The organism is Nannocystis punicea, from assembly GCF_026965555.1.
GTDB classification, from domain to species: Bacteria; Myxococcota_A; Polyangia; order Nannocystales; family Nannocystaceae; genus Nannocystis; species Nannocystis punicea.
Window position 1 is genome coordinate 12,739,149 of sequence record NZ_CP114040.1, and the last position, 25,842, is coordinate 12,764,990.

Below are 25,842 nucleotides of genomic sequence, written 5' to 3' on the forward strand. Positions count from 1 at the left end.
CGATGCTCGCCGGACTGGTGATCGGGTGCGGTGCGGAGGATGTCGAGCGCGCTTCGCCGGCGTCCGCGAGCGCGCCGCAGGTCGCAGGTGAGGTTGTGGGGCCTGCGGCGCGGGTCGAGCGGGATGCGAGGGCCGGCGAGGATGACGGGCCGGAGGCCGAGGGCGCGACGCCTGGTCCGGCGGCGCCGGGGACGGGGCGCGACGAGTACGACTCGCTGCCGATCGACTGCGAGGGCGCGATCGCGTCGCGGCAGGAGGACGAACGGACGATCGTGTACATCACGCCGACGCAGAAGGACAGCGCCCGGCCCGGTCAGTGGGTGCACTGCGCGTGGAAAGATCGGCCGCCGTCGTCGGCGTGCGAGGTGCTCGACATCGTCGACGGCGGGATGCTCGAGGCGAGCTGCGGAGAGGTGAAGCCCGGCTCTCGTCGACCGCCGAAGTGAGCACCTGTCGAGCTCGAGGCGCGGGTGCCGAGACCGATCCCGGCCAGCATGTCGCTGGTACAGCGATCGCGGCGCGCCGACTCGCGGTCGTGCCGGATCGGGAGTACCCTGCGTGACGTGAGCCGGACGGCGGCCGTGAGATGGGCGAGCGCGATCGCTGCGGGGTTCGTGGCTTCGGCCTGCGCGCGGGGAAAGCCGGAGGCGGAGACGGCGGCACCGCCCGCGGCCGCGACCCCAAAACAGACGCCGGCGCCGGCCGTACCGGCAGCAGCCGTGATCGACGCGAGGCAGCCGGGGCGCCTCGCGGCGTATCTGGTGCCCGACGCTGCCCAGCGATTCAGGCGCCGGGCGTGGGTGGCGAAGCTCGGGGAGCTGCGACTGTCGCCAGACGGGCCCGTGGTCGCGAGCGGACCCGGGGCGACGACGGAGGAGATCGAGCTGGTGGTGGTGGAGGAAGGGGCGCGGGTCGGCGCGGTGCTCGAGGAGAGCGGGTTTCAGCAGCTGATCTACGTGGACCCGGCCGACCTGGCGGACGTGGTGACCCGCGAGGTCAAGCTGGCCGCCGAGTTCGATCGGGCGCCCGCCGCCGACGATGTGGGCGTCACTCTGCACATCGGCGCGCGCCCCGAGGTGCTCGAGCGTCGCAACTCGATGGTGAGAGTGTCGGGCAGCTGCGAGGGGTTCGAATACGAGGGCTGGATGCCGGGCGACGCGCTCGGCCGGGTGTTCGACGGCCAGGAGGAGCGCGGGGCGGAGTCCGATGCCTTCCTCGCCTCCGACGGCGAACTGTTCGTGGCGCCGGGCGGGGCGCGCCTGGCTCGCTTCTACTCGGAGCTCTACGAGACGCGAGAATTCGAGCACGATGTGCGGCGGCTCGGCCGACCTCTCCGCGGCTTCCAGAAGGTCGAGCACCAGAGCTGGTTCTGCACGGTGCGCGGGTGGGCCAGGCTCGCCGACGTGGCGAGAGAGGGCGAGGGCAACGACGTCTGGGGCGGGCTGACCTCCCCGCCGACGTGCGACCCGAAGGCGGGCACGGTGCTCCTGCCCGCGGGCGTGTGGCTGCGACACGCGGGCTCGCAGGTCGTGTTCGCCACCAGCGCGCACTCGCTGTGGCTCGCTCGAGTGGTCGGGTCGGCCGACGAGCGGCTCTGCCTCTCGACGCCCTGGGGGCCGCTCGAGGTCCAGCCCCTGCTGACGCTGTAGCTCGTGACGGCGGCGTCACGCCTCGGCGAGCGCGCGTGACAGCGGCCGCGGATTGTTCGTCTCACAGCAACAATCGGTTCGCCGGCGGAGGGCTAGTGGCCGGTGCAGTCGGGGGTCATCGTTCTGCTCCATGACGACTGCGACGAATGCCCCGACCCGCTGGACCATCGACACCTCTCACTCGAGCGTCGGCTTCAGCGTGCGCCACATGATGATTACCAACGTCCGCGGCGAGTTCAAGAAGTTCGCCGGCGAGGTGGTGCTCGACCCGCAGGACCCGAGCGTGAACGCGACGGTGGAGATCGGGTCGATCCACACCCGCGAGGAGCAGCGCGACGCGCACCTGCGCAGCGCGGACTTCTTCGACGCCGAGAAGTACCCGACGATGACCTTCACGTCGAAGCGCGTGGCCCGCACGGGCGACGGCTACGACGTGGTCGGCGACCTGACGATCCGCGACCAGACGCGCGAGGTCGTGCTCAAGGTCGAGGACGTCACCGGCGAGACGGCCGATCCATGGGGCAACACCCGCATCGGTGCGTCGGCGAAGACGAAGATCCGCCGCTCGGAGTTCGGGATCACCTGGAACGCGTTGCTCGAGCTCGGCGGGGCGATGGTCGGCGACGAGGTGACGATCAACATCGAGGTCTCTCTGGTAAAACAGAAGTGAGACCCATGACGATCCGCTCGACGAACGAGAGCCCCCCGCAGTTCCGCCAGGTCGTGTCGGTCGACGCGCACACGCTCCACGCCGACGTGAGCAGCGCGCTCGGCGGCGCGGACTCGGCGCCCGGCCCGCACGACCTCTTCGACGCCTCGCTGGCGACCTGCAAGGCGCTGACCGCCTGCGTGTACGCCAAGTCGCGGGGCATCGCCCTCGAGCGCGTGACGGTAGAGGTCGAGCGCGACGACACGCAGGAGCGCCAGGGCACCTATGTGCTGAGCGTCAAGCTCGCCTTCGAGGGCGCGCTCTCCGACGCCGACAAGCACAAGTTGCACGAGACGGTCCTGCGCTGCCCGATCCACAAACTGATGACGACCTCGACGGTGGACATCCGTCAGTCGCTCGCCTGACCCTTCGGACATCCAGTATAATTCGACGGCCAGGGAGCACAGCCATGCAAGCAGACGAACCAGCGGAGACTGCGATCGAGCTCGAGATCCCGGCGCGCGCGCGCCGGCTCGACGCGTTCGAGGTCGGCCGGGTGCTGCCGGCGCCGACCCGGCGCATGGTCGGCCCGTTCGCGTTCTTCGACCACATGGGCCCGGCGCACCTCGGGCCGGGGCTGGGGATGGACGTGCGGCCGCACCCGCACATCGGCCTGGCGACGGTGACGTACCTGTTCGAGGGCGAGATCCTCCACCGCGACAGCCTGGGTTCGCTGCAGGCGATCCGCCCCGGCGCGATCAACTGGATGTCGGCCGGCCGCGGGATCGTCCACTCCGAGCGCTCGCCCGCGGAGGCGCGCGCGCAGGGGCCGAAGCTGCACGGGCTGCAGCTGTGGGTCGCGCTGCCGCGCTCGGCCGAGGAGTCCGAGCCGGCCTTCTCGCACCACCCGACCGAGACGATCCCCGAGCTGTCGAGCCGGGGCGTGCGCGTGCGCGTGCTCGCCGGCTCGGCCTACGGGGTGACGGCGCCGACGCCGATCGCGTCGCCGCTGGTCTACGTCGAGGCCCACCTCAAGGCGGGCGCGAGGTTCGAGCTGCCGCCGGCGAGCGAGCGGGCCGTGTACGTGATCGAGGGCGAGCTGCGCAGCGGCGGCAAGACGGTGCCCCCGCGCACCCTGGCGGTGCTGCGCAGCGGCGACGTCGAGCCGCTGACGGCGACCATGCCGACGCGGATGGTGCTGGTCGGCGGCGAGCCGCTGGGCGAGCCGCGCTACATCTGGTGGAACTTCGTCTCGAGCTCGCAGGACCGCATCATCCAGGCGGCCCACGAGTGGAAGGAGCAGCGCTTCCCGCTGGTCCCCGGCGACGAGCACGAGCGCATCCCGCTCACCGACGAGCCGAAGTTCGCTCATCCGTGAGAGAACCGAGGGACATGTCGCCTGAGACATGTCTCTCGGTTCATGTCTCTTCGAGCGCCCGGTTCAGATCGTGGCGAAGTAGACGGCCGCGTGCGCGCTGGCCACCAGGGCGAAGGCGATCCGGCGCCGCCACACCCGGCTCCGCTGCAGGTCCTCGTCGAACGAGGCGAAGCGGGCCGGGGCGCGCGGGACGGGCGGCGCGGGCGGCGGGCTGACGAGCGCCGTCAGGCCCTCGAGCAGCAACATCGGGCCGGCGAGGGCCACCGCCGCGAGGACCGCGAGCAGCTCCACGCCGTCCTCGAAGCCTGGCTCACCGGGGCGAGGGACGAGCGGATGCAATAGCCAGCATAGGGCGACGGCTGCGACCCCCGCGGCGGCGGTAGCGAGGCTGCCCTTCTTCTCGAGCAGCCCGTCGAGCTTCTCCAGCGCGGACCCGAGGTCGTCCACCCGGCCAGTCTAGCGCAGGCGAGCGCCCGCAGGCGGCCCGCTCACACGTGGGCGATGGCTTCGATCTCGACCTTGAAGTTGAAGGGCAGGCGCGACACCTCGATGCAGGTGCGGGCGGGGATCTTCGGGCCGGGGAAGAACGTCCCGTAGACCTTGTTGAAGGCGGCGAACTGGCCCATGTCGGTGATGAAGGCGGTGATCTTCAGCACCTTCTCGAGGCTGGAGCCGGCCTTCTCGAGCGTGCGCCGGAGGTTGGTGAGCGTCGCGTGGGTCTCGGCGACGAGGTCCCCGAGAGTGATGCCGAGCGTCTCGACGTCGACGGCGGCGTGACCGGAGGTGAAGATGAAGCCGTTGTGGTCGCGGTGCCACGAGAAGATCGGGCCGTGCTCGAGCTGGTGGGGGCTTCGGTGATGACTCGTCATGAGGCCAGAGATCTATACCGCGACGCGGGCGGGGGCGTCACTTTTGCGGGGGTGCCGCGGTGGTCGCGGTAGTCGCGGCGGCGCCGGTGTCGGGGCGAGGACGCGCGTCGGTCGACTTCGTCGACTCGGCGCTGCCGAACTTGTCGAGGCTGCGATAGCGGTCGCGCAGCAGCGTCTGGCGCGAGACCATCGGGATCGCGCGGCCGCGGACGAACACGTGGGTGGGTCGGCTGCTGAGCTCGAGCGGGTCGCCGCTCCAGACGACGAGGTTGGCGACCTTGCCGACGGCGACGCTGCCGTGCGTCGCGCTCTGGCCGTAGGCGACGGCCGGCTCGAGGGTGATCGCGCGCAGCGCCGCGGCCCACGGCAGGCCGTTGGCGACGGCGATGCCGGCCTCCTGCGTCATGTTGCGGAGGTTGTGCGAGTCGTCGAGCCAGGCGATGACGACGGGCACGCCGGCGGCGGCCAGCAGCGCGGCGTTGTCGAGGCGCGCCCCGAGGGTGTCGAAGCTGCTCGGCAGGTTGCGCGACGGCTGCACCACCACCGGCACCTTGGCGGCGGCCAGCTCGGGCGCGACCTTCCACGCCTCGGAGCCGCCGACGACGACGAGGCGCAGCTTGTACTCCTTGGCCAGGTCGATCGCCGCGAGGATGTCGCTCGCGCGGTCGGCCGACAGCGTCAGCGGGATCTGCCCGGCCAGCGCCGGCTGCAGCGCCTGCAGGTCGAGCGCGTGAGCCGCGAACGGCCGGGTCTGCGCCCGCTCGTAGGCGTCCTTGCGGCCGCGGAACACCTGCGCGTCGGTGAGGACCTCGTGCAGCTTGGCCAGCGCGGCCGCGCGAGAGTTGTCGTAGCTGTGGCCGAGGTTGCCGTCGATCGCCACGCCGGCCTTGCTCAGCGCGCCGCGGTGGTCGCCGTGGACGAGGTCGACCCAGGCGACCTGTCCCGAGAGCAAGCCGCCCGCGGGGGCCACCGCGGCCGTGGTGACGCCGCCGATCGCCTGGACCTGGATCAGGCTCGACTCGGCGTGGAAGGCCCGGCTGGCGTCGTAGGCGGCGCGGATCGGGTGGTCGCCGGAGCGGGCGTCGTCGTGGGTGCTGCCCTCGAGATCGATCTCCACCAGGCCGAGCTGGTTGTCGGCGGCGATCAGGCCCGGCGTGACGACCTTGCCCGTGGCGTCGACGCGCGTCGCGTCGGCCGGGGCGCTCGCGGCCAGCTCGGGGCCGCCGACGGCCGCGAACTTGCCGTCGCGCATCAGCACCGTGGCGTTCTTGACGACGGTGCCGTCGCCGACGTGGAGGTCGCCGCCGGTGACGACCGCGACCGGCGCGGCGGGGCGAGCCGGCGGGGCCGGGGCGAGCAGGGTGAGGGCGGCGAGGAGGATGTGGCTCATGGGACAGGTCCTCGCGGTCAGTGCGCAGCGGACATGTTGGAAGGGACAGGTTGCACGGCGGCCGGCGGGGCGGCGCCGGGGTTGTAGCCGAGCTCGAAGTCGGTGCCGGGCTCGTAGGTGCCGCGGACGAACACCGGCTCGCCGTCGATGTAGACCTGCTCGGCGCGGGTGTAGACGCTGAAGGGGTCGCCGGACCAGACGACGAGGTCGGCGCGCTTGCCGGGGGTGAGGGTGCCGACCTCGTGGTCGATGCCGAGGGCCCAGGCGGGGTTGGCGGTGAGCCAGCGCAGGGCGTCGTTCTCGCTGATGTCGATGCCGATCCGGCGGCCGGCGTGCATGGCCTTGGCGGCCTCGTGGTTGAGGCGCTGGATGCCGGTGGCGCTGTCGGAGTGGATGATCGAGCGGCCGCCGGCGGCGTGGAGGAGCGCGGCGTTCTCGAGGATGCCGTCGAAGGCCTCGGCCTTGAAGCCCCACCAGTCGGCCCAGATCGAGGCGGCGGTGTCGGCGGCGGCCAGGCGGTCGGCGATCTTGTAGGCCTCGACCGCGTGGTGGAAGCTGCGGATCTTGAAGCCGTAGGCCTTCGCGAGGTCGAGCATCTGCGACATCTCGTCGGCGCGGTAGCAGTGGTTGTGGACCAGGATCTCGCCCTTCAGCACGAGGCTCAGCGTCTCGAGGCCGAAGTCGCGGGCCGGCGGCTGCGGCTCGTCGGGCGGCTTGCCCGGCTGGCCGTCCTTACCCGCAGGCGGCGGCTTGCCCTTGTTCTTGTCCCAGTCGGCGTGGTCCTTCTGGTACTTGGACCATGTCCGTTCGTACTCTTTGGCCTTCTGGAAGGCGTCGCGGTAGCCGGCGGCGTTGCCCATGCGCGTCTTGGGCCCGGACTTGTCGCCGTAGACGCGCTTGGGGTTCTCGCCGCAGGCCATCTTGAGGCCGTAGGGCGCGCCGGGGAACTTGACGTCGGCCACGCTGCGCGCGTCGGGCAAGAACCGCACGGTCACGCTGCGCCCGCCGATCAAGTTGGCCGAGCCGGGCAGGATCTGCGCAGTCGTCACCCCGCCCGCGCGGGCCCGATCGATCTGCGGGTCCTGCGGCCAGTAGGCGTCCTCCGCTCGCGCGTAGGCGGTGTTGGGCGCGCTGGCCTCGTTGCCGTCGCTGTGACCGTTCAGGCCCGGGGCCGCGTAGACGCCGATGTGCGAGTGAGTGTCGATGATGCCGGGCGTGATCGTCTTGCCGGCGGCGTCGACGACGACCGCGCCGTCGGGGGCGGCGAGGCCGGGGCCGACGGCGGAGATCCGGCCGCCGACGACCAGGACGTCGGCGCGCTCGAAGATGTCGCCGGCGGCGGTCATGACCTTCGCGTTGCGGAAGAGGCGCGGCGGGCCGTCGCTGACCACCGCGGGCGCCGCGGTGCGACCGGCGACGTCGGATGCGGGCGCCGCGTCGTCGCTCGGCGGCTGCGGCGGAGTCCCGCGGTTGCACGCGAGGAACAGGACGAGGCCCGAAATTACGGGCGAGCGAGGGCGACGCGAGCTCACGCGCCGAACCTACGCCGGACGCAGCAGACCGGGCAATCGCCCGGCGGCGGCCGGGACGTGTGTTTGAGCCCGGTCCGCGGCGGTGGCGGCGCGAGCCGGCCGCGGATATCCTTCGCGCCGCTCATGCATGTTCGCACCCTGATCGGTGCCGCGGCGCTCGTGTTCGCGGCTGGTTGTCTGTCCGAGCGCGGCAAGCCGCCCGCCAACAAGCAGGTCGCTGCGGCGGGCGCCCCGGCCACCACGACGAAGGCGCCGGCGCCGTCGGGCCCGCCGGCGATGCGTGCGCCGGCCAACCCCGGCTCGTCGCTGTGCGAGCAGGCCTCGCTCAAGCTGGCGCCCGGCTCGGTGGTCGCGCAGATCGACGGCGTCGACATCAAGCTCGAGGACCTCGGCGATCAGCTGGTCCAGGCCGAGAACAAGGCGCTGCGGCAGTACTGCGGCGAGGTGGCGCGGGTGCGCGAGGCCGCGCTCGAGAACATCGTGCAGCAGAAGGTGCTGACCGCCGCGGCCGAGAAGGCCGGCAAGCCGATCAACGACTACGTGCAGGGGCGCATGGAGGCGGCGGTGCCGGCCCCGAGCGACGCGGAGATCGAGGCGTTCTACAGCTCGCGCAAGTCGCCCGACGCGCCGCCGCTCGACCAGGTCCGCGACCAGGTGGTGCAGGCGATCAAGGCCGAGAAGTCGGAAGAGGCCTTCATGGGGATGCTGGCCGAGCTGCGCGCGACGTCGGCGATCGACAACCGGCTGCCCGACGTGCGCCCGCCGGCGCTCGAGCTGGCGGCGACCCACTCGCCGTGGCTCGGCAGCGCCGACGCGAAGGTGCAGGTGGTCGAGTTCTCCGACTTCGAGTGCCCGTACTGCTCCCGCGCGGCCGACACGCTCAAGCAGCTGAAGGAGAAGTACGCGGACAAGCCGGTCCAGTTCGTGTTCCGCCACTTCCCGCTGAGCTTCCACCCGAACGCCCGCCCGGCCGCCGAGTACGCCCAGTGCGCGCACGAGCAGGAGAAGTTCTGGCCGCTGCACGACGAGATCTTCGCCGCCCAGCGCGAGCTGTCGACCGACAAGCTCAAGGAGCTGGCGACCAAGGTCGGGCTCGACACCGCCAAGCTCGACGAGTGCCTCACCCGCGTCGGCGCGCTCGTCGAGGCCGACATGAAGGCCGCCGGCGAGGCGGGCGTCGGCGGCACGCCGAGCTTCTACATCAACGGTCAGAACTTCGACGGCAACCCCTCGGTGGCCGGCCTGTCCGAGGCGATCGACGCCGAGCTGGCCCGCGCGAAGGGCTGAGCCCATGCACCCGGCCTTCGCCTCGCCGCTGCGCCGGTGGCTCCACGCGGTCAAGCCGGCCAGCTGGCCGAAGGTGCTCGCGCCCGCGCTTCTGGGACAGGTCCTCGGGACCATGTCCTCGGGGACATTTGATTTCGGCGCCGCGGTCGTCGGCCTGGCGTTCGCGGTGTTCGCCACGATCTACGTGGTGCTGCTCAACGACTGGTTCGACGCCGACGTCGACGCGCTGAAGCGGCGCATGTTCCCCGAGGCGGGCTCGCCGAAGACGATCCCCGACGCCATCCTGCCGGCCGAGAGCGTGCTGCTGGCCGGCGCGGGCTTCGGGATCATGGCGCTGGCGGTGGCGCTGTGCGGCGAGCTGTTCCTGCCCGGGCGGCCGGGGCTGATGCTCGGCGCGGTGATCGGCCTCGGGCTGCTGCTGGTCTACTCGGCGCCGCCGCTGCGGCTCAACGACCGCGGCGCGGGCGAGTTCGTCGAGGCGCTCGGGGTCGGGGTGCTGGTGCCGTGGTGGAGCGCGTACGCCCAGAGCGGGCAGCCGATGTCGCCGTGGTACGTGTGGGCGCTGCCGGGGCTGGCGCTGCTGGCGTTCGCGTCGGCGGCCGCGAGCGGGCTGTCCGACGAGGAGAGCGACCGCCGCGGCGGCAAGGCGACGCTGACGACGATGTACGGCAACCGGGTCGCGCGCATGGCCGCCGAGTACTCGGCGTTCGCCGGGCTCATCGCCTGGATGTTCGCGGTGCGGGCCAGCGGGGGCGAGTTCCCGCTGATCCCGGTGCAGATCGCAGTGCTCGCGGCGGCGCTGCCGTGGCGAGCGCTCACCCGCGAGAGCCCGCATGCGCTGACGAACTGCTTCAAGGCCCAGAGCCGCTACAAGACCGCGCTGCACCGGATGATCTGGGGCTCGTCGGTGACTCTGGCGCTGGGGCTGGCGGTGATGCGCCTGGCAGGGTGGCTATGAGCTGGCCGGGGCGGTCGCTGGCGCCCGGGCGGGCGAACAGCCGCAGCGCCGAAGAAGTGGCGGCGCGCGTGGCCGCGGGCGCGCGGGCGGCGGCGGAGCTGGCCGCGACGCTGCGCGAGATCGAGGCGGCGGCCGCGGGCGCGTTCCCCGGCAACATCTTCTGGGACACCGAGCTGCTGGCGGCCGAGCTGCTGCGCGCGGGGCCGGGCGAGATCGCGGCCCAGGGCCGCCGGATCGCCGGCTTGCAGGCGCTCTACGGCCACACCACGGCGATCCGCTTCCGCTATGTGCACGACTTCCTCTACGGCTACGACTGGGCCAAGTGGGTCCAGCGCGAGCCCGACGAGCGCGCGCGGGTCGGGCCGTTCGCGCCGGCCTTCATCGACCATCAGGAGCGCCGCGCCCGCGAGCTCGAGCAGCTGATCGCCGCCGACGACGTGGTCTATCCCAGCTTGCCCGAAGGACAGGTCCGCAACCCGTTCCCGTTCTCGCGCGAGCCCGAGGCCGAGGCGCTGCTGCTGTCCGACCTGGCCGCCGCGAGGCTGCTGCCGGTCGAGGCCTGGGACCCGGCCGCTTCGCCGCGCTGGGACCGACCCTACGCCGACCTGCGGACCCGGCGGGCGGCCGCGCTGGGGCTGCTCCTGCCCGAGTGACGATGGCTGGCTGTTCGGACACGCACAAAGGGGCATGCTCTTCAGAGCATGCCCCTTCGGACCTGGCCCGATCTACAGGCAGTGTCGGCCGGTCACAGACCGGACTGGCGCTGCTTCTCCTTGAGGCCGGCGACCTTCTGCTCGAGGTCCTCGACGAGCTTCTTCTGGTCGGTGTAGTTCTTCTCGACGATGACGCCGCGGCGCTCGGCCAGCTCGATCTGGTCGGAGGTGCGGGCGTTCTCCTTGACCTTCTTCATGCGCTCGAGGAAGACCGTGCGCTGGGCCAGCTCCTTGCGGGCGATGTCGAGTTTCTTCTCCCAGTAGGCGATCTCCGCGCTGGCGCTGGGGAAGCTGGTCGGCTCGGGCTTGGGCTTCTTCGGCGGGGCCAGCGAGTCGGACTTGGGGCCGACCGGGAGCAGGGCCGGGTTGACGCGGGCCTTGCCGCCGGCGCGGTTGGGGTCGTACTCGCGGGCGCCGACGCCGAGCGCCTGGGCCGTCGGCTCGCCGCCGCCCTGGGCGAGGCTGGCCTGCTGGCCGCCGCTGACCTTGCCCTTGCCGGCCCCGGCGGTGCCCGAGGCCGCGTCGCCGCCGGGCCAGAAGATGAGGAGCGCGGCGACCACGAGGATCGCGCCGCCCACGATCAGCGCCCACAGCGCGCCGCCCTGGGCAGGCTCGGGCTGGTTCGCGGTTGCCGGCTTGGGACCAGGTTCGGACATACGCGGGCGAGAATAGCATGTCCGCGGTGAGCGAGCCCCCGGAGGAGTTCATCGAGATCCCGCTGGTCGTCGACCCGGCCCGCCACGGCTTTCGCCTCGATCGTTTCCTCTCGAGCCGGATCGCCCGGCTGTCGCGCACCCGCGTGCAAGCGATCCTCGACAACGGCCAGGTCCGCCGCGCCGACACCGGCGAGGTGCTGCTGCGCGCGTCGCAGCGCGTGCGCGCGGGCGAGGCCCTGGTGATCCGCCGCCCGGCTCCGCGTGAGCCCGAGGTGGTGCTCGATTACCGGGAGATCTACAGGGACGAGGCGCTGCTGGTGCTCGACAAGCCGGCCGGTCTGCCGGTGCACCCGTCGGCGAGCTACCACCGCCACACGCTGACGCAGGTGCTGCGCGACCGCCTCGGCCCCGGCCACGGCTGGGACATGGCCCACCGCCTCGACCGCGAGACGTCCGGGGTGATGGTGTTCGGCCGCCGCGCGGGCTCGGCGACCGCCCTCAAGAAGTCGTTCCTCGGCCGCGCGGTGCGCAAGACGTACCTGGCGCTGGTCCACGGCTGTCTCGAAGAGCATGTCCGTATCGACATGTCCCTCGGGTTCGCGATCGGCTCGAAGATCCGGATCAAGATCGGCCCGGTGCCCGTCGAGGCCGGCGGCCTGCCGGCCGTGACCACGGTCCGCCCGCTGCGTCACGGCGAATTTTCGCCTAATAATAGTAATAAGGGGCCGGTGACGCTGGTCGAGGCGCTGCCCGAGACGGGCCGGCAGCACCAGATCCGCGTGCACCTGGCGGAGATCGGCCACGCGGTGGTCGGCGACAAGCTGTACGGCCTGCCCGAAGAAGAATTTTTAAAAGTGGTGGAGGGCGGTCGGAAGCTGCACGAGCTCGGGGCCCAGCTCGGGCTGCAACGCCACGCCCTGCACGCGGCCGCGCTGGCGCTGCCTCACCCGATCACCGGGGCCGAGGTGCAGTTCACGGCGCCGTGGCCGGCCGAGCTCGCTGCGATCCTCGCGCCGTGAAGCCGGCGCGAGGCAGAGCAGAGCGAGCTCGGCGGCGAGGATGAGGCGCGCCGCGCATCGAGGGTGAGGGGGCGAGGAAGGGCGAAGCGAGCTCGGCGGCGAGGATGAGGCGCGCCGGGCATCGAGGGTGAGAGGAGGGGAAGCGAGTCGGCGGCTCGAGGCCTTCGAGCGCATGCTCTCCGAGCAGTCGGGGCGAAGACGGGCGCTCGAGTTGGTGTCACGTGTCCCTATGGACACGTGAAATCGCCGATGTCTCGAAGGACATGTCCTGCGCAACGGGCTGGGCGGCAGGCCCGGCCGCGGATGTCTCGAAGGACAGATGGCGCTCAGGGCTTCAGGAGCGCGGCGGCGCCGGGGTGCAGGACCTCGACGATCTCGCCGGAGACCGGCTCGATCGCGGTGGTCTTGCCGTTCTCGACCACGACCTTGAACTGGGCCATGTCGGAGCCGTCCTTGAGCTTGAGGGTGCGGTCGGGCAGCTCGACGGTGTCGACGCCGGGCGGCTCGCGGCTGAGGCCGAGGCGCGCCTTGCCTTCGGACCAGGTGAACACGCGCGGCCGCTCGGAGGCGTCGGTGCCGGCGGGGAGCTCGAACTGACGCAGGGTCGCGGGCTGCTGGCCGCGGCGGGCCCACTGGTACCAGGCGAACACGGTGCCGACGGCGAGGCAGGCGAGACAGGCGAGCAGGACGCGGCGGACACGCCGAGCTGCGGTGTAGCCGGCGAAGCGGCCGAGGTGGTGCTCCCCGGCCGGCGGGTCACGCATGAGCTCGTCGTCGCGGACGCTGGTGGGCGGGGCCTCGACCGGGCGCCACTCGCTGGGTACGTCGGAGGACGGCGTCTCGAGGTCGTCGCGGGTCATGCCCGGAGGATAGCGCGGGTCGGCGAGGGGCGCGCTCGCGCGGCGCTCACATGCACACCGAGCCGATCAGTGCGCCCAGGTCGAGGTCGACGGCCGGGTCGGTGCACTGCTGGCCCACCGGGCAGTCGGCGTCGCTGTTGCATTGGCCGCAGATGCCCAGCTTCAGCAGGTTCATCACCGAGGCCTCGCCGCAGAAGCCGGAGGCGCACGCCTGGTCGCCGGTGCCGTCGAAGTCGCAGCCGCCGTTGTTCGGCACCGAGTCCGGCGCCTTGCACTTCATCTGGCCGGTGAAATCGCCGATGTCGTAGTCGGGGGTGCAGTGGGGCGCCTGGGCCGGACAGTCGGCGTCGGTCTTGCACTCGCCGCAGGTGGCGACGGTGATGATGCCCGGGACCTCGAGCACGGGGCTGCAGTCCTGCGAGGTCGGGTCGTTGCACGCGGCGTCGCTCTCGCAGCCGTCGCCGGCCTTGCCGAGGTTGCACACCGCGCCGACGCCGGCGACCGGGTTGGGCGCGGTGCAGCCGCCGTCGGGGCAGTCGCCGTCGCCGAGGCACTCGCCGCAGAAGCCGCCGATCGCGGGGACGACGAAGCACTTGCCCGACTCGCAGCCGCAGCCGCTGGCGTCGGTGCAGGGGGCGTTCTGCGGCTGGCCGGGGACGTCGTTGCAGAAGCCGCCGGTGGTGAAGCCGGTGCTGAAGCTGTCGGGGCCGATCGAGGTGGAGATGACCTCGGTGGTGACGGTCGAGACGGTGCCCGGGAGGGTGTCGCTGGGGTCGCCGTCGGTGGCGGAGCCCTCGGTGACGAAAGTGGTGGGCGAGGCGGTGGTGACGGTCTGACCCGCGGTGGTGGTGACGGGCTCGCTCGGATTGGCCGAGGTCTGGCTGTGCCCCACGCTGACGGAGCCGTCGCTCGCGCCGGAGGTGCTGCCCGCGGTCTCGGTGCTGGTTTGAGTGTCGGAGGCGGACTCGCCGTCGGCCTTGGGGCTGCAGGCGACGACGACGAACAGGGCGGACCACAAGCGCAAGCGAAGCTTCACGCCGCGAGTATACGCGGGGGACGGATGCGGCGCGGGGTGAACGTTGCTAGATGTCCTTTGGGACATGAGCGGCTCCGCGCGGGTCGACGGACCCCAGGGCGCCTGGAGCAGGCGATGACAGGACGCGGTCGGTGCGGCCCGGCGCCGCGAGAGGGTGGGCGCTGGTTCACGCACCGAAGATTGCGTCGAAGGGCGGGCGCAGAGCCTGGGATGATTCGGCGCACCAGCACGATGCGTGGTGGCTCGCGCGCGAAGGACTGTCGAGGCCTCATGAGAGTGCGGATCGACGAGGCGACGCATTGCCCATAGCGGCAGGCGCGATTCGTAGGGGCCCGGGGACCACGATGAAAGAGCAGGGGCCGACGAGACGCCGGGAGCTCGAGCGCGGGGCCGTGCGATCGGACGTGGCTTATGGGACAGGACATACCGGTGCCCTGGCGGCTCGTGTCACGGCGGCTCGATCGCGATGGCTGCCCGATGGAACATGTCCTATTGGTCAGGAGTTCCATCGGGTGAGCGACGCGCCGCGAGGCATCGCGAGAAGAGCGCTCGGTTCGAGCGGCAGCACGGCGTCGGGGTCGGGTCCGTTCGCAGGGCCAGCCCTGTCGTTCCTCGCCCGGCGCGCCACGAGCGGCGCGTCTTCGTGACGACGAGGAGAGCAACTTCGCTCGGCTGTCGCGCCCCGGGTGTCACAAAGTCGATCGACGTGTCGGCCTCGCGCTGCCGCGCTGTTCGAGGGCGAGCGTCGCGGCGGAGCATCAGCCCCATCTGGGGGCGCTCGGCGGCTCGAGCATCGTCGTTCGCGGCGACCGACATTCCGGTCGCGTGTTGATCGGCGTCGAGCCCGTTGGCTACCCTGCGCAGGATCAGGCGCCTCTTCGAACCCAGGCAGGGTCATCGTGAGCCTCAGGATCGCGCGCGAGCAGATCGAGAACATCCGCTATCAGACCCACCAGCCCGTGCTGGTCGCGGCCATGAACAGACTCGACCCGCACCGCTTCCGCGGCCTCGGCCCCGCGAGGACGGAGGTGTTCGTCCGCCACGGGTGGGAGACGGCGCAGGGCCTCGGGCTGCTCTACCTCAACGATGCGGGTTACGTCCTCTTCCTGATGACCTTCCTCGGGTCGCACTTCTTGGGGGACTTCCGTTACGCGGATCTCGCCCGCATCCTGCAGGAGCCGGACCCGGAAGAGGCGCCGGGCTTCGACACCCGCATCCGTCGCGCGCGCGATGCATTCATCGCCCTCGGCGAGCGAATGATCGGGGAGAAGGCGGCGATCTACCTCGCCGACCTCGGCCGCTTCTCGGCCTGGTTCGCCAAGACGACCAGGCTCGACACGGAAGAGATGCTCGAGGCCTTGCCTCGCTGCCACGGGGGCATGGAGGTCCGCCTCACCGAGCCGCAGAAGTGGATGATCCTGGCCGAGGCGCAGGCCTCGGCGTATGCCCTCGGCCTCGACCAGGACGAGGGGGACGCGGTCGCCCTCGCCCTGCGCTGGTGGCTCGGCTTTCGCTTCGAGGAGGACCCGCTCTTTCCCTGGGTCCGCGACGTCACCGGGCGCGAGAGCGACGCCGGGGCCCGCACCCGGGCGCTCCGCGACTACGCGCTGCGTCGTATGTCCGCCGTGATGAGGGGTTGAGAGGGAAACCCTATGTGCAAGACGTCGACCAGCAATTATTCCGCCGGCCCCGAGGACATCACCCGGGTCCGCAACCTCACGACCAACGCCACGACCGGCTGCTGCACGTACACCTACAGAAAGTCGGGCAGGTTCGGCTCCACCGGCAAGATCCAGCAGCTCAAAGCCGACGGCGCCACGCCCAACGGCCAGAACGACAGCCCGTGGACGGGCGAGGTCGTCATCGCCTCCGACTGCGACAAGGGCACGGTCACCGTGTCCCACAACGTCAAGGCCGTGAACAAGACGTCGGACACGACGAGCTACCCCGACACCGTCGCGGTGACCGACGCGGATCTGACGACGAAGGTCGCGAAGATCCCCCCCGCGATCGAGCGGGCCTGGAACTCCAGGGCTTACAAGCTCAAGATCACCGACAACAAGTGCGGCGAGCGGCTGTTCGAGGTGAAATTCGTGGTGAGGATGGTCGACAGCCGCCCGCACTACACGATCAACTTCGTCAACGTGGCCGGCATGGGCACGTCCAACGACGTGGCCGGCGTGACGAGCGGGCGCTCCTACATCCTTCCGCCCGACCGGGGCAAGTTCAACCTCGGCGACTCGCGCTCCGCCTCCGACGACGGCGACGAGTGCCTCGAGCCGCACGAGTTCGGGCACATGATCGGCCTCAAGGACGAGTACCTGGACATCCCGCACGACCGCGGCGGCGTGAAGTACGAGTTCCCCGACAAGACGACGGAGACTGTGGCCGTGAACGGCGAGCTGATGGGCAGCATGAGCAACAAGACGCCGCAGCCGACCCGCTACTGCGTGACGATCGCGTACGCTGCGATCGCCTTGCTCGAGGCCAACGGCCACACCGTGACCGACTGCGTGATCCTGTGACCGCACCGCACCGCACCGACGCGGCCGCGCTGTCCGCCGCCCTCCTCGCCCCACGGACGCTTCGCCATGAAAACTCTCCCTGCCCCCCTCCAGTTCGTCCGCGGCACCGACTGCGGCCCGGTGCGCGTGGAGCTCTACTACACCCCGGTCACCGACCCCGCCCACGCCTCGGGCCGCGCCGACGGGCACCCGTTCCGCGACCGTTTCGAGATCCGCCTGATCCATCGCGGCCTGCCCGAGGGCGCGACGTTCGACTATCAGAGCCCTCAGCCGCTCCAGTTCTTCTTCTCGGTGAAGCGCAAGCTCGCGGGCGGTTCGCTGCTCGACGTGACCTCGCCGCAGATCGACGCTCACCACACCGGGTTTCCCCAGCCGCAGAAGAAGAGCTTCACGCGGGCGGGCGAGACGCTGACCGATCGGATCTCCTACTTCGCCCTCGCGACGATCGTGCCGGACGACGAGATCGTGCCGGGCGAGTACCTGGTGGGGATCTCGCGCTTCGTGGTGCTGCGCGTGGGCGACAGCTCCTGCGAGTTCGAGCCGATCGAGCTGCCGCTGACCATCCTGAATCCGCCGCCGGAGGGCTGAGAGCCGGCTATCCTCGAACGATGCGGTTCGTCGACGAAAGCTCGGTTCGCGCAGCGCTCGCTGCCGTGTCACCCGCGCTGCAGGCGGAGCTCCACGCCATCGCCACGGCGCTCCGCGCCCTCCCGGAAGTCGCGCTCGTCGTGTTCGACGTGCAGGCCGAGTATGCCTTCAGCAGCTTCCCGGTCGAGGTTTTCACCTTTGATGCGCACGGGACAGATTACGAGTGCTCGCTCGACGGCCGACGGTTGCTCGCCGGCCGGACGCTCCTCGACCCGCGCGACGACTACCCGCTCGGGCGCATCGACTGGTTCGGGGCGGACACGACGTCCGACCTCGAGCTCGTCGAGCGGATGATCGTCGAGGAGCTCCGCGCGCAGTGGCCGAAGCTCACGGGTGTCCGCGCCTGCGCGGGTCGGGTCGAGTGGAAGGACGATGGGCCGGACATGAGCGAGCTCCTCAGCCTCGACGATCCGCCTTCGCGCGACGCTTGACGCAGGGCCACGACGGTCGCCTCGATTCGCCGGGCATCGCCGGGCTCAGGACAGGGCGCGGGCGTCCCGACTCGCCGCGGCGGGGCTCGCCCTGGGCGGCTCGCTCCGGCCGCCTCATTGCCACCTCGACGACCGGATGCCGGCGGACGAGCGGGGGCTCGCGTCACGGCAGCTCGAGCGGGATGGCTGTGCAATTGGACATGTCTGCGGGGACAGGCATGTCCTGGCGCAGGAGCTCGCCGCCGGCCGCGGCGTAGACGCCGGCGGCGCGGACGAGGGCGGACGGGGGCTCCTCGGCGCCGGCGCCGGGTAGGCGGGGGGTCGGGAGGAGGACCAGCGAGCGGCCGCACAGGCGCGGGGCGAGGGCCCACGGGGGGCCCTGGAGGGTGCTGTCCCCGAAGACAGATTGGCCGAACCACAGCGGGGCGAACACCAGCGGCGCGGGCTCGACGTCGACCCGCGGAGACGGCGGCATGCCGGCGCCGATCCACGCCGCCGCGGCCAGCTCGCTGTCGGCCGAGGGCCGCACTGCGAGCAAGATCGGTCCCACCGGGGTGACCACGCCCGACCAGCGGCACGGGTCGCACCCCGGAGGCGGGACCACCGGCACCGGAGCGCGCACGTGGGCCGGCGCCGCCTCGCCGCGGCCGAGGGGGCGGACCGCGAGCTCGCCGTGTTTTTTTGAGAAAAGTACCCAGGGACATGTCTGATCGGGCATGTCCTCGCGGGCAGCCGCGGGGCGCGCGGACGGGTCGGCGCGGCGCGGCGCGTCAGGGCGCGCGGGAAGTTCGGTCGGCGATGCGGTCGCGGTGGTCGGACGCGACGGCCCGCCCGCGCCCGTGCGGCCGGGCGCGGCGGCGGGGTCGGGCAGCTCGGGCAGCCAGGCGAGGGTGCCGGGCGGGGGCTCCTCGCAGGTCGGTTCCGGCGGGGCGGCCTCGACCGGCGCGACGGGGGCCGGCTCGCTGCTCGCCGGAGGGTTACACGCCAGGGCGGCCGCGAGGGCCACGCGCCGGAGCGTCATGTCGGCGGCTCATGGCGCCTGCTTGGCGATCGAGGCCTTGATGCAGCCGGCGGTGTTGCGCTGCATGATGCCGCGCGCGTTGTTCCACGACTGGGCGTTCCAGAGCGTGCTGCCGTCCTTGTTGATGCCGATGACGTCGGACGGCAAGGTCAACTTGACGAACGGACGCTGGTTGCTGGTGCACCCGGCGTAGGCCTCGACCGGGCCCGGGCCCCACAGCAGCGTGCGGCCGTTGACCTTGGCCGGGTCGGTGATCCGGTAGGTGATCGACATCTGGTAGATCGGGTTGTTGTCGGACGGCTGCAGCGTCTGCGCGAAGCTCTCGACCTCACAGGCGACCAGCGGATCGGAGACGCTCTCGCTGCACAGGCGCTCGGCCCACTCGGCGAACACGGCCTCGCCCTCCTTGCCGTTCATCGCCTGGTCGACGTTGGTCTTGGTGTAGTAGTCGATCAGGCACGGCTCGTACTTGAGGGTGACCTTGATCTTCGCGGTGCCGACGAACGGATCCGCCTCCTGGTTCTCGGCCTGGATCAACTCCACGCACGTGAAGCCGAACTCCTCCTCTTCTTCCTCCTTGCAGGCGGACAGGAAGAGGGCGCTGGTGGTGCAGAAGCCGAGAGCGGCGATGAGCGAGAGGCGGGACATCGCCGCCAGTGTTGCAAACCCGAGCGCCAGGTCGCAAGCAGGTTCGCCGCAGGCCGCGCAGACGGGCTCGAGGTCGTGGGGCGCCGGCTGCGCATGAGCCTGGACGGCGTCCGCACGGCCGTTTGGCTGTGACGGGCATCACCAGGCCGGTGGGGCTCGCGTGCTAGCGTCGCCAGCGCCTCATGACGGCTCCAGCGGCGAAATCGACGCTTCACGAGCGGCTGGCAGCAGCGCAGGCCCGGATGTTCGCACGCGCAGCCACCTGGCGGCAGCGGGCGGCGGTGAGCGGGCGCGCCGGCGGCGAGCCGCGCTGGTCCCTGGGTGTGCCGGACATCAGCCTCGCGTGCGAGGTGCTGCTGGCCGATCGCCTGTTCCACGACCTCACCCCCGAAGAAGCCGCCGGCCTGGCCCGGTGGATCCGCGCCGACCAGCAGCCCTCGGGCGCGTGGCACCTGCCCGGCGGCGGGCCTGACCTGTCGCTCACCGTGTTCGGCTGGTGGGCCCTGGTGGAGGCCGGCGACGACCCGTCGGCCGAGCACCTGGTGCGGGCGCGCCGCGTGGTCCACGAGCTCGGCGGGGCCCAGCGCGCCAACGCGGCCGTGCGCATGTGGCTGGCGATGGCCGACGCGATCCCGTGGAGCTGGGTGCCGACCTTCCCGGCCGAATTGTGGCTGCTGCCGGCGTGGGCGATCCTGTCGCCGAGCCGCGTGGCGCCGTGGGGCCGCGGGGTGATGACGCCGTACCTGCTGCTGTCGCGCGCGCCGGCGCGGGTCCACCTGTCGGACCCGCGGGCGCTGCTGCTCACGCGGCCCGACGGCGAGCCGATCTTGCCGCGCCTGACGCAGCCGGGGCTGGCGGGAGATCTGCTGCAGAGCTTCGACCAGGCGGTCAAGGTGATCCGCAAGCTGCCGCGCGGGCCGGTGCTGACGGCCGCGCTCGCCCGCGTGCAGCGCTGGCTGGTCGACGCGCAGCAGCGCCACGGCGGGTGGTTCTCGGCCCAGCCGACGCTCATGAGCCTGATGGCGCTGCGCGTGCTCGGGGCCAGCTTCGACGACCCGCGGATCCGCGAGGGCCTCGACTACCTCCGGCGCGCGCGCGGGCGCACCCGCTTCGCCGGCGGGGCCAACGGCCAGCAGGTGCACCTGGCCCAGGGGCAGGTGTGCGAGCCGCTGGCGACCACCGCCCGGCTGGTGCGCGTGGCCCTGGCGGCCGGCGACGCCGACGCGGAGGCGATGCTGACCTGGCTCCTGGACCAGGAGATCACGGCGCCCGGCGAGTGGCAGCTGCGGGTCAACGCGCCCGCGGGCGGCTGGCCGTACGAGCCCGGGGCCGACCGCTACGTCGACACTCTGTCGACCTGCGCGGTGCTCGACGCGCTGGCGGCGGCGCCGAAGACGTCGCCGCTGCAGACGCGGATCCGCGCCGCCGCCCGGCGCGCGGTCGAGGTGCTGCTGGCGATGCAGGAGCACGACGGCGGGTTCTGCCGCTACGAGCGCGGCGAGGCCGACGTGTTCATGACCCGCTTCCCGATCCGCGACGTCGCGCTGCTCACGGCCGGCGACCCGCACGGGCCCGCGCGCGTGCGCGTGACCGCGGCGGCGCTGCGCCAGCTGGCTCGCCTCGGGTTCCAGGGCGACGACGACCGGGTCGCGCGCGGGCTCGAGTTCCTGTGGCGGCGGGTGACGGACGACCTGTCCTCGCGGACATCCGACCTGTCCTCGCGGACATCCGATTACATCGACGTGGCGACGCTCGCCGAGGTCGGCGCGTGCGCGGCGGCCCTGTGCCCGCCGACCCACCCGCTGCGGCAGACGGTCGAGCGCCAGCTCCGCGGGCGCCAGCGCGAGGACGGCAGCTTCGGCCCGCCGGTGCTGACGGCGCTGGCGGCCCAGGCCCTGATGGCGCTCGAGGGGGCGGCCTGCGTGCAGACGCAGCGGGCCGTGCGCGAGCTGGTGCAGGCGATCGAGGTCGACACGGAGGACCTCGGCGGGGCGTGGTCGGACGGCTTCGGCCTGTCGCCGGTGTGCCACGACCCGACCGCGGCGGTGCGCGAGGCGGCCCTGGCGCTCGACCAGTTCGTCGCGCTCGGCGGCAACTTTTGAGCTGACTCTCAAGACATGCGCGAAAGGACATGACCATGCAGCCAGACAAGAGCGAAGGGGTGGCGAGGCCGGGGGCGCGCTACGACGTCGTGATCATCGGCGCGGGCATGGCCGGCTGCGCGGTGGCCCAGGCGCTGGCGCTGGCCGACAAGGGCCGGCGGCGCAAGATCCTCGTGATCGACCGCCACAAGGGCTCGGCGCCGCGGTTCGCCGGCGAGTTCATCCACCCGCGCGGGGCCCAGGTGCTCGAGGACCTCGGCTTCTACGGCCCGCTCAAGGCGGCCGGCGCGGTCGACGTCGACGGCTTCACGGTGCGCGAGCGGGCCGAGGGCCGCTACGTCGAGCTGCCGTACGCCGACGTGGCCGGGCAGCGGCCGCAGGGGATCGCGGTCCACCACAAGACGCTGGTCAAGGTGATGCGGCAGGTGATCACCCGCCGGCCGCAGGTCGACCTGTGCGAGGGCTGGACGATCAAGTCGCTGGTGCGCGGGTTCGGCGAGCGCGTGCTCGGGGCGGTGCTCAGCGGGCCCGACGGCGAGGACGTCGAGGTCCGCGCCGACCTGGTGGTCGGGGCCGACGGCAAGGCGAGTCAGGTCCGCCGCCTCGCCGGCCTGCCCGACGACCGCCAGACGATCGGCTTCACTGCCGGGCTCGAGCTGCGCAACGCGGCGGTGTCGGCGGCCACGTGGGGCAACATCGTGCTCGGCGCGTGGGGCCCGGTGCTGATCTACCCGATCCACCGCGACGCGGAGGGCCTGACGTACCGGGTGACGCTGGACCTGCCGGCCCAGCTGCCGGCCAAGGGCGCCAAGCTGGCCGAGTTCCTGCTCGAGACGTTCATCCCGTACCTGCCGAGCGCGCTCGGCGAGCAACTGGCCCACGCGATCGCGACGCACAAGGGGCCGTTCGAGATGGCGCCGACGGTCAACCTGCCGGCCCCGCGCGCGAGCTCGCCGGGGCTGGCGCTGGTCGGCGACGCGGCCGGCTGCTCGCACCCGATCACGGCCAGCGGGATGACGATGGGCCTGCGCGACGCGGAGGTGCTCGGCGAGCAGGCGCGGCTGCGGGCCGGGGCGTCGCTGCACGAGGCGTGGCTCGACGACGCGTCGGTGCGCCGCTACCGGGCGATCCACGACCGCTACGTGCCGACGCGGCAGGCGCTGGCCGACGCGATTTACGAGGTGTTCCGCGGCGGCAACGAGGGGGCGCGGGCGCTCCAGCGGGCGCTTTTCGACTACTGGGAGGCGAGCCACGAGTCGCGCGTGCGCTCGATGGCGCTGCTGTCGTGCGCGGAGGGCCGCCCGTCGGTGTTCCTCACCGAGTACCTCAAGACGGCCCGCCACGCGCTCGAGACGAGCCTGGTGCCCCGCCACGCCCGCGCGCTGCCGGCCCGCGACCGCCTGCGCCAGGTCACCGGCGCGGCGATGCTGGCGAGCAACAAGCTCGGGCTGGTGGCGCAGGTGATGTGGGCCCAGGTCCGGCCGTCGTGGCTGCCGCACCGCGACGAAGAGCGCGCCTGAGCCGGTCCTTGCACGAGGATGACCGCGTCGCGGGCATCCTCGTTCGTCGTCTTCACGGCGATCGCCTCGGCGCGCGCGCCAGCGGTCCGCGAGCGCGGCCTCCTCGTCGATTCTCGAGCGACGCGGCGAGTCGATCGCGCGGGCGCTCGTCACGTGCTCGATGAGACATGTGGCGAGGTCCGGGGCGGTGGAGAGAGATGTCCCATCGGACATGTGAAAGCGCTCGCCGCGACCTGTGGCGAGGCGGTGAATCACATGTCCGTTTGGACATCTCTCGCTCACGGGTGGGCGATCACCAGGACCGCGCGGGCGCGGGTGAGGACGCAGCGCAGGGCCTGCTGCAGGGTCGCGGGGTCGAGGGCGGCGAAGCTCTCGTCGAGGACCACGAGGTCGACGTCCTGCAGCAGGGCGCGGGCGATGAACAGGCGGCTGCGCTCGCCGTGGGACAGCTGCCAGCCTGTCTCTCCGACCATCTGCTGCAGGCCGCTGGGCATGCGCTCCAGCAGCTCGCCGAGGCCGAGCTCGCGGCAGACGGCGTCGGCCTCGGCCAGCTGGGCCTGGGTGGGCGGCCAGCCGCGGCCCATCAGCAGGTTGAAGGCGAGCGGCGCGGTGACGACGTGGTTCTCGTGGAACTGCGGGGCGGCGGCGACGCGGCGGCGCCAGCCGACCAGGCCGAGGGTGGGGCGGTCGAGGCCGGCGAGCAGGACCAGGCCGCTGGTGGGTTCGCGCAGGCCGGCCATCAGCGCGCCGAGGGTCGACTTGCCGCCGCCCGAACCGCCCTCGAGCAGGAGGCGGTCGCCGGCGGCGACCTCGAGGTCGACGTCGCGCAGGACCGGCCGCTCGCGCCCGGGGTAGCGGAAGCCGAGGCCGCGGGCGACGACGATCGGCTGTCCTTCGGGTACTGGCGGAAAGGACAGCATGAGGCCGTGCGCGCCGGCGTCGGCGGACTCGGCGGCGCGGAGCATCGGCAGCGCCTGGCGGACCGCCACGCCGCAGCCGAGCAGGGCGGTGGCGCCGACGACGAAGGTGGCGAGGCCGCGCTGGGCCAGCAGGACCCCGCCGATCGCGGCGGCGACCGTGGCGGGCGGGGCCGAGCCGGTGACGAACGCGGGCAGCAGGGCGGCCAGGCCGAGCACCAGCCAGCCGCGCGGGAGCAGGGCGACCAGCAGCGACTCGCTGTGGTTGAGTCGGGCCTCGCGGGCGAGGACGCGGACGAGGCGGGCGTCGTCGTCGTCGTGCCAGCGCTCGGGCGCCTCCTGGGCCAGGCGCGTGCGGTGGCCGACCATCGCCTCGACGAGGTGGTGGGTGAGCTCGCCGCGGGTGTCGGTCCAGGCCGCGAGATGCCGGCCGGTGCGGCGCACGAGGACCACGCCGAGCGCGGCCCAGGCGGCGAGCAGCGCCAGGTGCAGCGCCGGCGCGGGGCCGAGGGCGAGGATCGGCACTGCGGCGGCGAACTCGAGCGCGGCGACCAGCGAGACCAGGCCGCCGCGCAGGCCGAGCGACTCGACCGCGGCGGTCTCGAGCACGCGCCCGAGCAGCAGGCCCGCGCCCTCGCGCCGCGTGAGGTCGTCGGGCAGCGCGAGGGCGCCGACGAGCAGCCGCCGCTTGAGCAGGGCGCCGGCCCGCTGCAGGATGTCGCCGGCGATCGCCGCCTGTCCCATGCGACATGGCACGATGGTCAGGAGCAGGAGCAGCCACGCCTGCGACCAGCCGGCGTCGGTGCGGCCGGCGAACACGAGGTCGCCGATCAGCGCCCAGGCGGCGATCATCAGCGCGAGCTCGGCGGCGTGCAGGCCGGCGAGGGCGGTGGCGCGGGCGAGGAGGCCCTCGGCGCGCAGGAGGCGGAGCAGCGGCGCGGCCGGGGAGGGGCGGAGCACGAAGGCGCGGCCGACCCGCAGGACGCCGAGGCGCTCGCGCAGCAGCAGCTCGACGGCGCGCTCCCGTCGCTGTCCTTTGAGACCTGTGCGATCGACCAGGGCCTCGGCGCGGCCGCGCAGGGGCGCGAGGACGGGCTCGCAGACGAGGCGGCGGACCTCGGCGGCGGGGACGCGGCGCGGGCGGAGGTCGGGCGCGACGAGGACGAGGTCGCGCCGGCCGCCGCGGAGCAGGAGCAGCAAAGTGCCCCCGCCCGGGCCGACGCGCAGGACCGCGGGGGCCGCGGCGCGCAGCAGGTCGTCGACGCCGGCGATGTCGGTGTCGACGGCCTCGGCCTCGAGCCCCAGATTCGCGGCCGCGCCCGCCAGCCAGCGCTCGACCGACGCGTCGGCAGGGTCGGCGAGCACCGCCGCGCCCGGGGCCGCGAGCTCGCGCAGGCGCGGCTGCAGGCCGGCCTGCGCGGCGAGGACGGTCAGCGCCTCGCCCGCGCGCGCGAGCGGCCAGCCGAGCGCGAGCAGGTCTACCACGCGGCCTCCGGGATATGTTGGAAAGGACATGTCCATGGAGACATGGCGAGAGTGCGGGGTGCAGGCCCTGGAATCGCCGCCCGAGGCTCATCGCGGACACGGCGGAGAGCGATGGCCGAGGCGGCGGGACTGGGCGCGGTGCCTCGCCGGCGGGTGCCCGGGGACGTGTCGTCGGCGAGGCGAGGGGCGGCGGAGGAGGTCACGGGGCAGGATGTCCTCGGGGACATGTCGCAAGTGACGCGGGGAGCGGCGGGGGCGGTCGTGCGACGGGATGTCTCTGAGGACATGTCGCAAGTGACGCGGGGAGCGGCGGGGGCGGTCATGCGACGGGATGTCTCTGAGGACATGTTGCAAGTGACGCGGGGAGCGGCGGTCACAGGGCGGGATGTCCCCGGGGACATCCCGGAAGTGACGCGAAGAGTGGCGGGGGAGGCCGGGGACCCTGATGTCCTCGGGGACATGTCGTGAGTGACCCGGGGTGCGCGCGAGGCCACGGGTAAGAATGTCCCTTGAGACACGTTGCGAGCGCCACGACATGGCCGAACACCC

25 protein-coding genes are annotated in these 25,842 nt (G+C 72.5%); 15 read left to right on the forward strand and 10 right to left on the reverse strand.

All coding sequences use genetic code 11. The features are described from left to right. The first annotated feature begins 95 nt into the window (after nt 1-95). The 5 genes from O0S08_RS49090 to O0S08_RS49110 all read left to right on the forward strand — a co-directional run bounded on the left by O0S08_RS49090 (nt 96) and on the right by O0S08_RS49110 (nt 3,676). The gene (locus O0S08_RS49090; RefSeq protein ID WP_269036478.1) at nt 96-446 is read left to right on the forward strand and encodes a hypothetical protein; all 351 of its coding nucleotides are present in this window, start codon (nt 96-98) and stop codon (nt 444-446) included. A 273-nt stretch (nt 447-719) separates the two neighbouring features. Then, nucleotides 720-1,649 (forward strand): hypothetical protein, encoded by a 930-nt coding sequence (locus O0S08_RS49095; RefSeq protein ID WP_269036479.1) that lies wholly within the window; start codon nt 720-722, stop codon nt 1,647-1,649. 130 nt (nt 1,650-1,779) lie between these two features. Beyond that, nucleotides 1,780-2,319: a YceI family protein gene (locus tag O0S08_RS49100; protein WP_269036480.1), complete on the forward strand. Its 540-nt coding sequence runs from the start codon at nt 1,780-1,782 to the stop codon at nt 2,317-2,319. A 5-nt stretch (nt 2,320-2,324) separates the two neighbouring features. Beyond that, nucleotides 2,325-2,723 carry an OsmC family protein gene (locus O0S08_RS49105; RefSeq protein WP_269036481.1) on the forward strand — a complete coding sequence of 133 codons (399 nt, stop codon included), beginning with the start codon at nt 2,325-2,327 and terminating at the stop codon, nt 2,721-2,723. A 44-nt stretch (nt 2,724-2,767) separates the two neighbouring features. Next, nucleotides 2,768-3,676, forward strand: coding sequence for a pirin family protein (locus O0S08_RS49110; RefSeq protein ID WP_269036482.1), 909 nt, complete (start codon nt 2,768-2,770; stop codon nt 3,674-3,676). 63 nt (nt 3,677-3,739) lie between these two features. Here O0S08_RS49110 and O0S08_RS49115 read toward each other — a convergent pair whose 3' ends face one another. Genes O0S08_RS49115 through O0S08_RS49130 form a run of 4 tightly spaced genes read right to left on the reverse strand, consistent with a single transcriptional unit; the run spans nt 3,740 to nt 7,467 of the window. Then, the gene (locus O0S08_RS49115; RefSeq protein WP_269036483.1) at nt 3,740-4,123 is read right to left on the reverse strand and encodes a hypothetical protein; all 384 of its coding nucleotides are present in this window, start codon (nt 4,121-4,123) and stop codon (nt 3,740-3,742) included. Between the two features lie 41 nt (nt 4,124-4,164). Then, a complete protein-coding gene (locus tag O0S08_RS49120) occupies nt 4,165-4,545 on the reverse strand; it encodes a RidA family protein (protein WP_269036484.1) in 381 nt (126 codons plus the stop codon). 37 nt (nt 4,546-4,582) lie between these two features. Next, nucleotides 4,583-5,935, reverse strand: coding sequence for an amidohydrolase family protein (locus O0S08_RS49125; protein ID WP_269036485.1), 1,353 nt, complete (start codon nt 5,933-5,935; stop codon nt 4,583-4,585). Between the two features lie 17 nt (nt 5,936-5,952). Further along, nucleotides 5,953-7,467, reverse strand: a complete 1,515-nt coding sequence (locus tag O0S08_RS49130) for an amidohydrolase (RefSeq protein WP_269036486.1) — start codon at nt 7,465-7,467, stop codon at nt 5,953-5,955. A gap of 123 nt (nt 7,468-7,590) precedes the next feature. On the opposite strand from O0S08_RS49130, the gene O0S08_RS49135 reads away from it, so the two are divergent. Genes O0S08_RS49135 through O0S08_RS49145 form a run of 3 tightly spaced genes read left to right on the forward strand, consistent with a single transcriptional unit; the run spans nt 7,591 to nt 10,365 of the window. Beyond that, nucleotides 7,591-8,754, forward strand: coding sequence for a thioredoxin domain-containing protein (locus O0S08_RS49135; RefSeq protein ID WP_269036487.1), 1,164 nt, complete (start codon nt 7,591-7,593; stop codon nt 8,752-8,754). Between the two features lie 4 nt (nt 8,755-8,758). Next, complete coding sequence (locus tag O0S08_RS49140) at nt 8,759-9,712, forward strand: prenyltransferase (RefSeq protein WP_269036488.1); 954 nt, start codon at nt 8,759-8,761, stop codon at nt 9,710-9,712. Continuing rightward, the gene (locus O0S08_RS49145; RefSeq protein ID WP_269036489.1) at nt 9,703-10,365 is read left to right on the forward strand and encodes a ferrochelatase; all 663 of its coding nucleotides are present in this window, start codon (nt 9,703-9,705) and stop codon (nt 10,363-10,365) included. The genes O0S08_RS49140 and O0S08_RS49145 overlap by 10 nt, the downstream gene beginning before the upstream one ends. Nucleotides 10,366-10,457: 92 nt before the next feature. Here the strand turns inward: O0S08_RS49145 and O0S08_RS49150 are convergent, their stop codons facing one another. Next, nucleotides 10,458-11,081 (reverse strand): hypothetical protein, encoded by a 624-nt coding sequence (locus O0S08_RS49150; protein WP_269036490.1) that lies wholly within the window; start codon nt 11,079-11,081, stop codon nt 10,458-10,460. A 26-nt stretch (nt 11,082-11,107) separates the two neighbouring features. On the opposite strand from O0S08_RS49150, the gene O0S08_RS49155 reads away from it, so the two are divergent. Continuing rightward, a complete protein-coding gene (locus tag O0S08_RS49155) occupies nt 11,108-12,100 on the forward strand; it encodes an RluA family pseudouridine synthase (RefSeq protein ID WP_269036491.1) in 993 nt (330 codons plus the stop codon). A gap of 326 nt (nt 12,101-12,426) precedes the next feature. On the opposite strand, the gene O0S08_RS49160 is transcribed toward O0S08_RS49155, so the two are convergent. Both O0S08_RS49160 and O0S08_RS49165 read right to left on the reverse strand, forming a co-directional pair. Then, the gene (locus tag O0S08_RS49160) at nt 12,427-12,960 is read right to left on the reverse strand and encodes a hypothetical protein (RefSeq protein WP_269036492.1); all 534 of its coding nucleotides are present in this window, start codon (nt 12,958-12,960) and stop codon (nt 12,427-12,429) included. 46 nt (nt 12,961-13,006) lie between these two features. Next, complete coding sequence (locus O0S08_RS49165) at nt 13,007-13,996, reverse strand: hypothetical protein (protein ID WP_269036493.1); 990 nt, start codon at nt 13,994-13,996, stop codon at nt 13,007-13,009. 899 nt (nt 13,997-14,895) lie between these two features. On the opposite strand from O0S08_RS49165, the gene O0S08_RS49170 reads away from it, so the two are divergent. From O0S08_RS49170 to O0S08_RS49185, 4 genes are all read left to right on the forward strand, one after another. Beyond that, a complete protein-coding gene (locus O0S08_RS49170) occupies nt 14,896-15,636 on the forward strand; it encodes a hypothetical protein (protein ID WP_269036494.1) in 741 nt (246 codons plus the stop codon). A 12-nt stretch (nt 15,637-15,648) separates the two neighbouring features. Then, on the forward strand, nt 15,649-16,521 hold the full coding sequence (locus O0S08_RS49175; protein ID WP_269036495.1) for a hypothetical protein: 873 nt from the start codon (nt 15,649-15,651) through the stop codon (nt 16,519-16,521). 66 nt (nt 16,522-16,587) lie between these two features. Next, nucleotides 16,588-17,109, forward strand: coding sequence for a hypothetical protein (locus tag O0S08_RS49180; protein ID WP_269036496.1), 522 nt, complete (start codon nt 16,588-16,590; stop codon nt 17,107-17,109). A gap of 65 nt (nt 17,110-17,174) precedes the next feature. Next, nucleotides 17,175-17,600, forward strand: coding sequence for a hypothetical protein (locus O0S08_RS49185; RefSeq protein ID WP_269036497.1), 426 nt, complete (start codon nt 17,175-17,177; stop codon nt 17,598-17,600). A gap of 163 nt (nt 17,601-17,763) precedes the next feature. Here the strand turns inward: O0S08_RS49185 and O0S08_RS49190 are convergent, their stop codons facing one another. Both O0S08_RS49190 and O0S08_RS49195 read right to left on the reverse strand, forming a co-directional pair. Then, on the reverse strand, nt 17,764-18,621 hold the full coding sequence (locus tag O0S08_RS49190) for a hypothetical protein (RefSeq protein ID WP_269036498.1): 858 nt from the start codon (nt 18,619-18,621) through the stop codon (nt 17,764-17,766). 9 nt (nt 18,622-18,630) lie between these two features. Then, nucleotides 18,631-19,269 (reverse strand): hypothetical protein, encoded by a 639-nt coding sequence (locus O0S08_RS49195; protein WP_269036499.1) that lies wholly within the window; start codon nt 19,267-19,269, stop codon nt 18,631-18,633. A 242-nt stretch (nt 19,270-19,511) separates the two neighbouring features. Here O0S08_RS49195 and O0S08_RS49200 point away from each other — a divergent pair, with 242 nt between their 5' ends. After that, nucleotides 19,512-21,371, forward strand: coding sequence for a hypothetical protein (locus tag O0S08_RS49200; RefSeq protein ID WP_269036500.1), 1,860 nt, complete (start codon nt 19,512-19,514; stop codon nt 21,369-21,371). Between the two features lie 35 nt (nt 21,372-21,406). Then, nucleotides 21,407-22,891, forward strand: a complete 1,485-nt coding sequence (locus O0S08_RS49205) for an FAD-dependent monooxygenase (protein ID WP_269036501.1) — start codon at nt 21,407-21,409, stop codon at nt 22,889-22,891. 278 nt (nt 22,892-23,169) lie between these two features. Here the strand turns inward: O0S08_RS49205 and O0S08_RS49210 are convergent, their stop codons facing one another. Continuing rightward, nucleotides 23,170-25,293 carry an ATP-binding cassette domain-containing protein gene (locus O0S08_RS49210; RefSeq protein WP_269036502.1) on the reverse strand — a complete coding sequence of 708 codons (2,124 nt, stop codon included), beginning with the start codon at nt 25,291-25,293 and terminating at the stop codon, nt 23,170-23,172. Nucleotides 25,294-25,842: the final 549 nt, after the last annotated feature.